The organism is Streptomyces sp. NPDC037389 (assembly GCF_040636475.1).
Classification (GTDB): domain Bacteria; phylum Actinomycetota; class Actinomycetes; order Streptomycetales; family Streptomycetaceae; genus Streptomyces; species Streptomyces hesseae.
Map to the genome: position 1 here is coordinate 66,978 of NZ_JBEZUS010000008.1, position 12,779 is coordinate 79,756.

Genomic DNA, 12,779 nt, shown 5'->3' on the forward strand with positions numbered 1-12,779 from the left:
GGGCGGGGGGGGGGGGGGGGGCGGGGGGGGGGGGGGGGGGGGGGGGCCCGCGGGGGGGCGGGCGCCCCCCCGCCCCCCCCCCCCCCGGGGGGGCGGGCGGGGGCCCCCCCCCCCGCCCGGCCCCCGGGACAGCGTCGATATGCGGCTGCCGCCGCGTGGGCGCGACCAGCCCCCACCGGCCCGCGGATCAGCCGGACCCACCCGGCGGCGCCCCCGGACGTCCAGAAACGTCCGGCGGCGCCGCCGTCCGCTTCGTGAACGTCAGCGCCCGCCCCCCGGCTCCGCCGGCGCCGCACCCTCGACCGCGTCCGAGTACAGGTCGACCAGATCGTCGCCGAAGTAGGAGCTGTAGGAGATATCGGGGGTGTCACCGCCGGTGTGATAGCCGCCGATGACGCCGATCACCTCGTACCCGCCGTCACCGGGCACCAGGAACGGCCCGCCCGAGGTGCCGCCGACGTACCCCGCGCAGGCGATCTCCAGGAAGTCGCCGGGAGCGGCCGGATCCGTACTGGTGTAGCGGTGCGTGGAGGAGGTGCAGTCGAGCGGCTTGGGGTAGACGGCGTCGCTGTTGCCCGGGTAGCCGATCAGTCGCACCACGTCGTGGGAGTACCCCGGCCGGATGCCCAGGCCGAAGCCGCCGACGGCCCGCTGGACCGGGGTGCCGTCCGCCCGGTCGCCCAGCCGCACCACCGCGTAGTCCCAGCGCGCCCCGCCGTTCGTGCCCAGGTCGTAGTAGCGCTGGTCGAGGTAGATCTCCTCGACCGGGAAGACGCCGTGCGGCTTCAGGCCGTCGTGGTACTGCGGCACGAACGAGAACTGCTTCTTCGGGTCCGGTGAGCGCAGGCAGTGGGCGGCGCTGACCACGAGGTCGCGGTGCGGGCTGCGGACGACCGTACCGCCGCAGAACCGGCCGGTGTTGTGCCCGTCCGTCCAGAAGAACGTCCCCACCTGCGGCAGTCCGTCGAAGGGATGGCTGGGCGGCACGGGCCCGGCGGCCGGGGCCGGGGCGTCCTGCCGCTTGGCGTCGGCCACGGCGGGGAGGGCGGCCCGCATCCGCGCGGGCGTCCAGTAGGCGTCGGCCGACGCGGCCGACGCGCGGTGCCCGGCGTGCGGGGCGCCCGCCGCCAGCGCCGGTCCCGGCAGGGCGACGGACGCCGCCACCGCCATCAGGCCGGACAGCAGCGCCACGGCGCCGCGTATGGCGAACGGTCTGGATCCGGGTCTGTCCATGAGCGGTTCCTCCCTGGTGTGCGCACGGCCACGGGGGCCGGATGCGCGGGGGACACGTACGAGGTGAGCGTGTCATCGTCCTACGGCGGGGGCGCGAGGGGTGAGTCGCCGACGCGACAGGATTCACCGGGACGCCGCACAGTGACCCCGGCACTTGGGGCGTGACTGTCGGAGGCGGGAGGTAGCCTGTCGCGGACGGGCGGACGTCCGGTCCGCCGGCCCACGAGGGGGGAGTCGACTGATGGTTGATCCGGTGTCGTTGGGGGCGATCACGAGCGCGGTCACCGCCGCCGCGGGATCCGTCGGTACGGAGGCGGGGCGCCAGGTCTGGGGATCACTGGTGCAGCTGGCCCGCCGCGCGTTCGGCCGGGGCCCCGCCGGCGAGGACGAGGCGAGCACGGCGGTACTGCCGCTCGACCCGGGCGACGAGCAGCAGGTCCAGTCGCTGGCCGCGCTGATCTTCGGGCGCGTCTACCAGGACACCGCGTTCGCCGAGGAGTACCGCCGGTGGGCCGAGCAGGCCGAGGCCGTACGCGTGTCCGTGGACAACAGTACGGTCAACAACACCTTCTCCGGCGGCCATGCCACCCACCTCTACCAGGGCAGGGACTTCAACATTGGGCGGTGAGACGACTGCCAATCACTTCGCGGGCCGCGCGGAGACGGTCATCCAGGCCCGCGACGTGACGTACCACCAGGCACCCGAGCCGCCCCCGGTCCCGGACCCGCACCAAGTGCCGTCGAGCACGCCCTGGTTCGTCAACCGCACCCGCGACCTGGCCCGCCTCAGTGGCTGGTTGGACCCCGACGCGGGCGGACCGCCCCGGATCGCGCTGCTCACCGGATTACCGGGCGTCGGCAAGAGGAACACCGCACGGCGCTGGGTGGAGGACACCCGCGGCCGGTACCCCGGCGGCGAGCTCTACGTCGACTTCGCCGAGCTGCGCGGCCCGTCGGGCGGCGGCGCCGACGTCTCCGCCGCGCTCACCGGCCTGCTGCGCAGCCTCGGCACGGACGACCGCTATCTCCCCACGACCCTCGGCGAGCTCGTAGGGCTCTACCGCACCCGCACCGCCGGGCGCGGCGTCCTGGTCGTCCTGGACAACGTCACGCACCCCGCCCATGTCAGCACGTTCCTCCCCGGCGCGCCCGGCAGCGCCGTACTCGCCACCAGCGGCCGCCGCCTGGGCGAACTGGTCCTCGACGGCGCCCGCCTGCTGCCCCTCGAACCCCTTCACACCGACAGCGGCAGCAGACTCCTCGCGGACCTCTGCGGCGCGGAACGGGTGGCGGCCGAACCCGAGGCGGCCGCCCGGCTCGTCGAGGGCTGCGGCGGACTGCCCGTCGCCCTGCACCTCGCCGCCGCCCGGTTGCTGACCCACCGTCGGCTCACCATCGCGGCGCTCGTCGCCGAGCTGGAGAAGGAGAGCGGCGGACTCGACGCCCTGTCCCTGGACTCCGCGAACGGCATGTCCGTACTCCTCGCCGCCGCCTGCCGCGACCTGCCCGCCGACGCCCTGCGCCTCTACCGGCGCCTCGGCCTGCTGCCCGGCCGCGGCTTCGACGCGGAGACCGCCGCCGCGGCCGACGGCAGCGACCCCGCCACCGCGCGGCGGCTCCTCGACGTCCTGGAGACGGCCAGCCTCCTGGAGGACACGGTGCCCGACGAGGACACTGTGCCCGACCGCCACCGGCTCCACGACCTCGTCCGGCGCCACGCCCGCGACCTGGCCGAGGCCGACGAGCCGGCGGCCGAACGGGAGGCGGCCCTGCGCCGGATCGTCGACCACTACACCGTCCGCGCCGCCTTCGCCGACCGTGCCGTGATGGGTAACCGGCTGCGCCTCACCGACCACGACGAGCTGCTGACCGGCCACGACGACCCCTTCACCGGTCCGGACGCCCGCGCCGCCGCCCTCGACTGGCTGGAGGCCGAACGAGCCGACGCGCTGGCCGTGCTGCGCTCCGCCGCCGAACACGGCCTGGACCGTCGGGCCTGGCAGCTCGCGGAGTCCCTCACCGCCCTCTACCTCCACCACCGCCACCTCGCCGACTGGATCGAGTCCGGCACCCTCGGCGCCGCGGCCGCCGCCCGTACCGGCGACACCGCCGCCGAGGCCCGGCTGCGCAGCCTCCTCTCCCGCCCGCTGATGGACACGGGCCGGCACGACCGCGCCCGCGTGGAACTGGAGGCCGCCGTCGCCCTCGCCGATGCCTCGGGGCACCCGGTGCTCCGCGCGTCCGTCCGGGAGTTCTCCGGCCGCTACTGGGACCGCTTCGACCCCGCCCGCGCCGTACGGGTCTACGAGGACTCCCTCGCCCTCAACCTCGCGGCGGGCGAGCCGCGCGGCGCCGCCCTGGCCCGCCTCTTCCTGGGCGGCGCCCTCGCCGCCTCCGGCGACCACGAGGCGGGCCTCGCGGCCCTCACGGAGGCGTACGAACAGCTGAGCGCGCTCGGCGACGTACGGATGGCGGGGCGCGCCCTGGCGGCCGTGGGGCGGCTCGCGGAGGACGCGGAGGCGTTGGGGCGGGCGGCCGAGATGCTGCGGGAGACGCGGGCGGCGTATTACGAGGCGGAGGTGCGGGAAGAACTGGCGGGGCTGCTGGAGCGTGCCGGGGACGGGGCGGGTGCGCGGGCGCACCTCGCGCGGGCCGTCGAACTGCTGGACGCCGGGGGCGGCCCGAGGGCGGAGGAGCTGCGGGAACGGCTGTTGGCTCTGCCCTGATCCCGCCCCTTCCCGGAACCGGGGCCAAGGCCCTCGGTGCCGGGTGCGGCAGGCCCGCCTGTGTGCCCTACTTCTCTTCGGTGACGCAGGTGGTGTGGTTGAGGATTCCCACGGTGTCCGTCCCGCAGTTGTTGCTGAATCCGGAGGCGTTGCGGGAGTCGATGTTGGAGAGCAGGCCGCCGCTCGGCCCGGTCACCTGACGGTCGTCGTTGTGGCGGTGGTGGGAGTCGTGCCGGGCCACACAGGTACGGTCGTTGAGGAGGCCCACCCTGCTGGCGCCGCACAGGTTGGAGTGCGCCGCAGAGTTCTTGCTTCCGACGTTGGAGAGCAGACCGCCCGCCCCCAGGTCGATCGTGTCGGCGCTCGCGGCCCCGATGCAGGCGGGGGAGGCCAGGACGGCCACGGCCATGCCGGACAGAACTGCGAATCGCTTCAGAGAACCCACTTGTCAGCCTTGTCTTTGCGATGGATACGGCGCGATGAGAGGGGAAGTACTGCTTCCGGCTCTCACCCGCTTGGCTCAACGCGACAGCGTGGCCGGAGTTACGGTCCGACGAAATACGCAGTGGTATCAGATTTCGCCGACCGCTTCCGCCAGATCGATCAAGGCCCAGAGGTTCCGCCACCACTGCTCGAGAAAGCCGTAGTGACGAACGGTGTGCGCCACGAAGTAGAGCCCGAAGCGGTTGACCGCCAGGTCCCTGAGGGCGAGGCGGTACCCGGTTTCCCACCGGTCCCTGTCGATGACGGTCCGGGCATGGGCCTCGAGCGACCGTCGGTGGACTTCCGAAAGCTCCCCGACTGTCGTGGCATTGATGTCAGCGGGTTCCAGGGCGGTGCAGAGCAGTTCCGCCAGATCGCGCTGGGGAATGTGCAAGGTGGCGAGTTCCCAGTCGTAGGCGCACAGCCTGCCGTCCGTTCGGATGGCGAGGTTGCGGGGATTGAAGTCGTTGTGCACGAGGGTCCGCGGCATCGCCTCGATCCGCGGCCACCAGCGGTCGATGGTCCCGATGGAGGAAACCAGCCGGTCGTGGTGGGGTCCGTCGACGAGTTCGGGGAACTCCTGCGCCGAGTGGTCGGCCAGGGCCAGCCACAGGTCCCGCATCTCCACCATGTCCCCGGCATTGGGAATGTGCCCGATCCATGGCATCCGGCGGAGCGCCGATTCCTTGCCGTACCAGACGGAGTGGAGTTGCCCGAGGTCGCGCAGGGCGATGTCGAGATGCCGGCGTGACCAGCCGAGTGCCTGGTCCGACGTGTCCATCCGCGCCATGTCGCCGAGGCACTCCATGACGATGACATATGCCTCTCGCCGGTCATCACGGTAGGTTCGGTACTGCTTCGGCACCAGGCTGGTGAAGCGGGTGTCGGTCTGCTCGTACAGGGCCAGTTCCCGTACATCGCATCCGACGAATCCAAGGCGCTGGTCGAACCTGCGGTAGTGGGTCGCCACCGGGCCGCCGCACAGGGCGGCCGCCAGTCCGGCCATCTTGATGACCTCCCGGTCGGTGGGCTTGACCTTGACCATGACGTCGAGCTTCTGCTCCACGTCGTCGTGGTCGACCCTCAGCTGCATCGGAAAGAGCCCGACGGCTTTCTTCACCGTCCGCGACGTCAGCTCCGACAGGACGCTGGGCCCCATGGGAATGTGAACGGTCTCGACGCCGGTGACCTTGACGCCCGGCATGGTGGAATGGCCCAGCGCCGACTCGAAGAACTGGGCGTCCAGCTCGTCGAGCTGGAACCAGCGCACAGGCCTGTTGCGCCCGAGGCGTTCATGGGCACTGGCGAACTGCCCGGAAACAGCGGCCGAGACCGTCGAGAGGTCCAGGGCCAGTGCGAAGCCGGCGATGATTTCCGCCAGCCGGGACGCGCTTCCCCGGCCCGTACAGCCCATCGCTTCCAGGAGTTCGTGCTGCGCGGGGAGGTGGGTGCCGCCGCCGACCGTGCCGACTGCCAGCCCGGGGAGGGTCATGCTCGCGTAGACGCCGTCCGGTGTCCGTTCGAGGATGAACTGTCCCACGCTCGACTCGTGAACGCAGGCGATGTCCTGACCCGTCGCGGTGAAAATCGCCGCCACGATGTTGGCGGTGTTCGCGTTCGAGCCCAGCACTCCGCTGTGCACAGCCCCGGCCGCGATGTGCTGATAGCCCCTGACCAGTTCGTCGGGGGTGGTCTTCAGGACCCGCTCGACAATGCCCCCTGGCAGGAGGCAGTCAGCGGACACTCTGATTCCACGGCCTTCCACCATCGCCTGGGACGATGCCTTCTTGTCGCCCGAGGTGTTCCCCTCGATGATGAACGATTCGAGTTCCCCGTCTCCGACCAGATGCCGCTGCTCCAGAATCCACTGACAGGCGTGCCAGGTACAGGCAGTGGTCATGTTCTGCCCTGCCGCGTTCCCGGTGGTATACCTGAATCTCAGATGAACGGTCCTGCCCAGCACCACGGGTTCGATCGAGACGAGCTCGGCATGGTTGGAGACGTGCCGGACGGCCGTGCGAAGGTCGCCGAGGTGCCGGAGAATCGCCGAGGCGAAACGGCCGGCGGCCGACAGCCGGGGAAAGGCGAAAACGGGTGCGCGCGTCATCGCCTGTGAGACGGCGCGGGTGCTGACGCCACCTGCCATGGTGACGGCCAGGGCTCCCCGTGTCGCCGACGACACGAGGGCGCCCTCCGTGGTCGCCATGGGGGCGTAGACCTCGCCCTGGAGATTCTCCCCGCAGAACAGCAAGGGCCCGGCCACACCGACCGGGATCTCGACGGCACCGACGAATCCCTCGACGTTCCCGGTGAGTTTCCTGGCGTCGAGCTGTGTGTGCTGCAAGGAGTCCAGCCCCAGCCGGGTGATGGAGCGAAGCCAGCCGAGCCGCTGAAGGCGCGCCGACTCCGTGTAGATCCCCCTGGCGGGAACGTACCGTCCGACGGGGCGGGACTGACGGGACTGGCCTGGAAGTCCTCCAGGGCTCATGCGGCATCACTTTCCTTTTGTGGGCACACGTGTTCTTCTTCTTGCGGGCGCACGTGCCCGATGGGCTTCTTCGGGGCGGCGGTGCCGTCGGGCATTTCGGGCACCTCGTGGAGCGAGGAAGATCGCAGCACGAGGAACGGGACGGCCAGGGCGAGAGTGCCGACGGCCAGGCCGTTCCACAGCCCGAGCCAGGTCCCGACGGCACCGGCGAGGAGGGCGGCCACCGGCTGGGAGCCGTAGACGACCCAACGACTCGTGGCGAGCATGCGGCCCTGTAGCGGGGGGTCGCAGACGGCCTGACGGACGGTGCGCTGGGTGGAGCCCTGGACGACGGCGCACCCCAACTGGACGAACATCCCCAGACCGACCGCCACTTGCCAGGGGCGGCCGGGCGTGGCGAGCAGGAGCGGCACCTCGGTGAACGGGGCCAGAGCCAGGGAGGTGAGCATCACGGGCACCGGTCCGTAGCGCGTGACCACCGGGCGGACGACGAGCGCGCCGCATAACCCGCCGAGCGCGCCCACGCTGAGCGTCGTGCCCAATGCCGCACTAGAATAGTGCAGTTGACGCAGCAAGTAGACGGACCACAGCGTGGTGAGGAAAGCCATGACGGCGACGTACGCGGTGGCGGCGAGCACCAACGGCCGGATCGTGGGATGGGACCACACATAGCGCATGCCCTCGGCGATCTCGGCCCGGAAGGTCGTGCTCCTCGTGGACCGGGCAGCGGCCGCTTCGGAGGCGCGGACGCGCGTGAGGAGGAGGGCGCAGGCCAGATAGGAGGCGACGTCCAGGTAGATGGCATGGGTGGCACCGAGAGCGGTGACCAAGGTGCCGCCGAGCTGAGAGCCGGCGCTGTCGGCCAGGGAATTGACGCCGCTCAGCTTGGAGTTGGCTTCCAGCAGCCGCGAACGGGGCAACAGCGAGGGAAGGAAGCTGATACGGGCGGTGGAGCTGAACACTTCCGAAACCGCGCTCACCAGCGCCACCCCGTACAGCAGCCCCAGAGACAGCCGGCCCGAGGCATCGGCAAGCGGGACGACGAGGAACGCGGCACCACTGGCCAGCGCCGCGCCCACCATCACGGGACGCTTGCGGTGCCGGTCCGCGAGCACCCCGGCGGGGAGCGACACCAGCAAGGGCGGAAGTTTCTGCGCGAACGACAGCAGCGCGACCTGCCAGACGGAGGCGTGCAGTGCCACCACCGCGATCAGCGGAAGCGCCACCTGCGTGACACCGCTGCCCACGAGGTCGACGGCGTTCGCGCTCCAGTACCGGACGAAGTCCGGATGCCGCCAGAGGCTGCGTCGTACCGTCATACCTACGACAACGATCCGCACGGGAAAGGGTTAGGGCGGGGACCAAGGGGTAATCACCACGTCCTCCTCCCGCACTCCGACCCGTACCGTGACCACCCCACCCAGCTCCCTATCGGCCCGCAACAGCCCGTACACGACGGCCGCATGCAGCCCCGGCTCGCACACGGGGCCGGTCGCCCGGGACTCCACCACCCGGCCGTCCCGCAACGCGCTCACACACCCGCCCGGAAAGCCCGCCGTCGCCAGGCGGCACCCCGGCCACCGGGCGAGCGTCTCGCGGGCCCAGGCCGCGGCCGCCGTGACCGACGTGTGCCCGCTGTCGGACGTGAGCACGGACGCGCTGCCCAGCAGCCGCAGATCCCATTCCCGCTCGTCGCACGCCAGGTGGACGAATACGTCATCGTCCTCGACGGGTTCGGGGCCCCCGGCGACGGCCGGCAGCCGGGTCACCTCCACCGCGCCGTCAGCGGTCACGCTCGCGCTGACCCACAGCGCCGTCACCTCCCGTCCCTCGGCGCGCGGTTCGGGCGCCGCGTACAAGGGCGGCGGCCCGGCGAGGGCGGGTTCCGGGAGCGCCAACAGGCCGTAGACCAGCGACCGCAAGCGCTCCAGCGCCCGCCCGGGCTCGACGAAGGCGCCCGACGCCACCTTGACCACGCGTTCGGCGTCGTGCTCGGCCACGGCCCGCTCCAGCTGCGGGGCGAACGGCGCGTAGGGGTCGAGGCGCGGCACGACGCGTCCCAGCTCCGCCATCGGTGTCCCCGGCACCGACTCCTCGCCGAACGCGGCGAACAGCAGCGGCGTGCCGAGCGCCGCGCCGTAGAAGGTCACCGAGCCGTGGTCGCCGACGAGGATGTCCGCCGCGACGAGCGCGGCCTGCCAGCCGCGCTGTGGCGGGACGAGCAGCAGCCCGGCGTCCAGGGCCGCAGCCTGGACCTGGCGGACCTGCCAGGAGCCGTGCGCGGACCAGACGTTGGGGTGGGCGACCGCGGCGACGCGGTGGTCGTCGGGGGAGAGCCCGGCCGTCAGCCGGGCGGGCAGGCCGGGGTCGGTGCCCAGCAGGGACTGCGGGCCCCAGGTGGAGCTCAGCAGCACCAGCCGCTGTCCGTCCCCGACCCCCAGCGCCGCGCGGTAGCGGTCGCGCAGCGGCCGGGACGCCGTGAGCTGGTCGTGACAGGGGTCCCCGACCAGCCGGGCGCGGGCCGCCGGTCCGGGGTGGTGCTCGGCGAGTTGCGTGATCTGGTCGGGGTGGGAGACGGCGTGCCAGGCGCGCTCGTCGTCCATGACCCCTGAGAGTCGCCGGCCGGTGCCGCGCGCGTCCGGGACCAGCTTGTGGAAGCCGACGCCGTGCGGCAGGACGAGGACGGGGCAGTCGGCGGGGACGGGGGTCAGGTCGATGTTCTCGCTGGCGGAGACGACGAGGTGGCACTCCGTCCGGGCCAGCTGCCCCCAGGGCATGACCCGGACGCCCGCGGAGTGGAGGAGGTCGTGGACGCCGTCGTTGAAGGCGGAGGTGGGGTCGAAGGCGAAGACGACGTCGACGCGCGGGTCGGAGCGGCACAGCGCGGGGAGGGTGTCCAGCAGCCGGACGGTGGAGGTGACGGTACGGGCCGCCGCGACCAGGATCCGTTCGCCCTGGAACGTCCGCCACCGGCGGGCGTCCGGCCCCACCGGGACGCGAAGATCGCCCGGTTCACCCGGTCTGCCCGGCTCCCGGCTCCCGGCTCCCGGCTCCCGGCTCCCGGCTCCCGGCTCCCGGCTCCCGGCTCCCGGCTCCCGGCTCCCGGCTCCCTATGCTCCCGCCGTCTTTACCGCCTGCCATGCCGCCCCCGCAACCCTTTTGCGCCACTGCGCCCCCGCTACCGCTGCCGCCCCCACGGTAGGCGAATCCGGCCGGTCCCGCCTGGCTCAACCCGTGGTTAAGTCCGTCATCCGCTTGTGATGCCCGGCGGACTAGTGCGTGGAGTTCCGGTCATGGCAGGATGCCACTCGTAGTCGCCACGGACTTAACTGGCCGTGAAAGGCAGTAATTGGTCGTATGTCGTACCAGGCCATGCGGCCGCGGGACACAGCGCGCGTGAAGGAACGGGGCAGATGACAAACGGGGGGGACAGGCCGGCAACGGCCGGTGACGCGGGCAGCCCGCTCGCGCAGCGGCTCAACTACCTGTTCGCGAACATGCACCCGCCCGGCGCGCCGTACACCAACGGGCACGTGGCCGAGGAGATCAGCCGCGGGGAGGAGTACGGCGGCGTCACGCTCACCGAGCAGTATCTGTCGATGCTGCGCAACGGCAAGCGCGCCAACCCCAGCCCGGACGTCCTGCGGGCGCTGGCGAAGTTCTTCGCCGTGCCGGTGGGGTATCTGATGGGCGATCTGTCGGCCTCCCAGGCCGAGCGCGTGGAGGAGGAGGTCCGCTTCCTCGTCGCGATGAGGGACCAGCGCGTCCGGGCCATCGCCCTGCGCTCGGTGGGCCTGCCCCCCGAGGTGCAGGACAGCCTGACCACGATCATCAGTCAGTTCCGGCAGCAGATGAACCTTCCGTCCGACCCGCCCGACGCGGGGGGTGTGGAGCGCCAGTGACCGTGACAGCGGAAGACGGCCTCTTCACCAACTGGCGGCGTACCGAGGACGAGGACGGTGCAAGCATGCGCGTGGGACGGATACGTCGCCGGTGCAAGCAGCTCATCCATGAGCTCGCCCTGCCCGCGTCGACCGATCTCCAGGGCATGTGCGCCGCCGTCGCGCGCCATGTGGGCCGGCCCATCCATCTGGTGCCCATGAGCCTGGACGGGGTCGTCTCCGGTATGACGGCCACCACGGACGACGCGTACTGGGTCATCTACGAGCAGAAGACCTCCCCGTGGCACCAGGTCCACATCGTGCTGCACGAGATCGGCCATCTGCTGCTGGGTCACGACCAGGACCCCGCCGTCACCGAGGACGCCCTCAAGGTGTGGACGCCCTCGGTCGACGTGGCCACCGCCATGCGGCGCATGGGCCTGACCATGGGCCTGGCGCGGCACCACTGCTACGACAACCTCACCGAGCGCGAGACGGAGGTCCTCGGCACCCTCCTCATGGCGAAGGTGGTGCCTCCGCCGCCGGGCCAGGACGTCCTGCTGGAGGGTCAGGCCGCCGAGCTCGCCGCGTCGCTGGGGCCCGCGCTCCAGCACGTCCGGCAGAAGATCCAGGACGGGTCCGCCGGCGGAAGGGGCGCCGGTGTTTGACGCCCTCTATCTGAGCTTCAGCGCCGTCACCTGGGCCATCGTCGGCTACAAGGCCCGGGCCTGGTTCCGTGACCGAGGCAATGTCGATCTGGGCCTGACCGCCCTGATGACCTCCGGCGTGCCGATCGTCTTCCTGTTCTCCGCGCCCAGCGTCTACCGCGCCTTCGACCGGCTGACGGGCGTCGCGAACCTGGCGATGGTCTTCCTCTACTCGGCCGTCGTGCTGTTCGCCTCCGGCGCCACCGTCCTGCTGCTGCGCTGGACCAGCCGGGGCGACGAGGGCGTCCACGCCCGCGCCGCCGCCCGCAGCCGTCTCGCGGTGTGGGCGGTGGGGCTGGCCTGGGCCGTGGCCATCGTCTGCTTCCTCGTCGGTCGCCCGGACGACGTGGAGCACCCGCGCGACTTCAGCACCGCCTACGCCGACGCCCCCGGCGTCGTCGCCTTCCTGGTGATCTATCTGCTGATCTTCGGGGTGAGCCTCGCCGGGCTCGGTACGCTCTGCCCGCGCTACGCCGCCCAACTGGGCCGCTCCTGGCTCGCCAGGGGGCTGCGGACCCTGGCCGCGGGCTGCTGGCTGGGCCTGGTGTACTGCGCCTGCAAGCTCGCCGGGTTCGCCCTGAGCTGGGCCGGTCACGAGCAGTACTGGCTGTCCAACGGGGTGGCTCCGATGACCGCCTCGGTGGCCGCGCTCCTGGTCCTGCTCGGCTTCTCGCTGCCGGCCGTCGGCCCCCGGGCCGCCGCCTGGCGCCGGCTGCGCCGGCTGGAGCCGCTGTGGCGGGAGGTCACCGCCCATGCTCCCGAGGTCACCATCCCCGAGTCCCGTTGGACGGCCCGCTGGCCGCTCGCGGACCTGGAGTGGCGGGCCAACCGGCAGATGGCCGAGATCCGCGACATCCAGCGCGGCGTCCGCCGCCACGTCGAGCCCGTCACCCTGGAGATCGCCCGGGAGAAGGCCGGCGCCGCCGCCCTCGACGAGCACCGCACCGCCGCGGTGGTGGAGGCCGCCGCGCTCCGCAGGGGCCTGGGCAACCAGGTCGTGGGGCATGTGGCACGGCCGTCCGCCGACAGCGTGGTGATGACCGTGAGTGCCGACCCGGCGGAGGAGCACGAGCACTTGGCACGCGTCGCCGACGTCTTCCACGATCCACTGGTCGACGCGGTGCTCGCCGAACTACGGGAGCTCAGCGCGGCGCGCCGCCCCTGACGGCGCGCGGCCCATGGACGAGGCGGCCCTGGACGGGGGTCAAGGCCGCCTACGACACAGGCCGGCGCCGGATTCCGACGGATCGGACGATCCATC

At 72.1% G+C, this 12,779-nt stretch carries 10 protein-coding genes; 5 read left to right on the top strand and 5 right to left on the bottom strand.

Annotated elements, in window-relative coordinates; genetic code table 11:
- Positions 1–261: 261 nt before the first annotated feature.
- Positions 262–1,233 carry a trypsin-like serine protease gene (locus AB0E98_RS19040; protein WP_361703820.1) on the bottom strand — a complete coding sequence of 324 codons (972 nt, stop codon included), beginning with the start codon at positions 1,231–1,233 and terminating at the stop codon, positions 262–264.
- Positions 1,234–1,474: 241 nt separating this feature from the next.
- Here AB0E98_RS19040 and AB0E98_RS19045 point away from each other — a divergent pair, with 241 nt between their 5' ends.
- On the top strand, positions 1,475–1,861 hold the full coding sequence (locus AB0E98_RS19045; RefSeq protein ID WP_361703822.1) for a hypothetical protein: 387 nt from the start codon (positions 1,475–1,477) through the stop codon (positions 1,859–1,861).
- Positions 1,851–3,959: a hypothetical protein gene (locus AB0E98_RS19050; protein WP_361703824.1), complete on the top strand. Its 2,109-nt coding sequence runs from the start codon at positions 1,851–1,853 to the stop codon at positions 3,957–3,959. Before AB0E98_RS19045 ends, AB0E98_RS19050 begins: the two co-directional genes overlap by 11 nt.
- Positions 3,960–4,026: 67 nt before the next feature.
- Here the strand turns inward: AB0E98_RS19050 and AB0E98_RS19055 are convergent, their stop codons facing one another.
- The 4 genes from AB0E98_RS19055 to AB0E98_RS19070 all read right to left on the bottom strand — a co-directional run bounded on the left by AB0E98_RS19055 (position 4,027) and on the right by AB0E98_RS19070 (position 9,920).
- Positions 4,027–4,368: a hypothetical protein gene (locus AB0E98_RS19055; RefSeq protein WP_361703827.1), complete on the bottom strand. Its 342-nt coding sequence runs from the start codon at positions 4,366–4,368 to the stop codon at positions 4,027–4,029.
- Positions 4,369–4,530: 162 nt separating this feature from the next.
- Positions 4,531–6,930: a phosphotransferase gene (locus AB0E98_RS19060; protein WP_361703829.1), complete on the bottom strand. Its 2,400-nt coding sequence runs from the start codon at positions 6,928–6,930 to the stop codon at positions 4,531–4,533.
- Entirely contained in the window at positions 6,927–8,249 is a 1,323-nt protein-coding gene (locus tag AB0E98_RS19065; RefSeq protein ID WP_361703832.1) for an MFS transporter, read from the bottom strand. The genes AB0E98_RS19060 and AB0E98_RS19065 overlap by 4 nt, the downstream gene beginning before the upstream one ends.
- A gap of 30 nt (positions 8,250–8,279) precedes the next feature.
- Positions 8,280–9,920 carry a hypothetical protein gene (locus AB0E98_RS19070; protein ID WP_361703835.1) on the bottom strand — a complete coding sequence of 547 codons (1,641 nt, stop codon included), beginning with the start codon at positions 9,918–9,920 and terminating at the stop codon, positions 8,280–8,282.
- A gap of 423 nt (positions 9,921–10,343) precedes the next feature.
- On the opposite strand from AB0E98_RS19070, the gene AB0E98_RS19075 reads away from it, so the two are divergent.
- The 3 genes from AB0E98_RS19075 to AB0E98_RS19085 are packed head-to-tail and all read left to right on the top strand — an operon-like array spanning position 10,344 to position 12,683.
- Positions 10,344–10,832 (top strand): helix-turn-helix transcriptional regulator, encoded by a 489-nt coding sequence (locus AB0E98_RS19075; protein WP_361703837.1) that lies wholly within the window; start codon positions 10,344–10,346, stop codon positions 10,830–10,832.
- Positions 10,829–11,479 (top strand): hypothetical protein, encoded by a 651-nt coding sequence (locus tag AB0E98_RS19080; RefSeq protein WP_361703840.1) that lies wholly within the window; start codon positions 10,829–10,831, stop codon positions 11,477–11,479. Before AB0E98_RS19075 ends, AB0E98_RS19080 begins: the two co-directional genes overlap by 4 nt.
- Positions 11,472–12,683, top strand: coding sequence for an MAB_1171c family putative transporter (locus AB0E98_RS19085; RefSeq protein ID WP_361703843.1), 1,212 nt, complete (start codon positions 11,472–11,474; stop codon positions 12,681–12,683). Before AB0E98_RS19080 ends, AB0E98_RS19085 begins: the two co-directional genes overlap by 8 nt.
- Positions 12,684–12,779 lie beyond the last annotated feature (96 nt).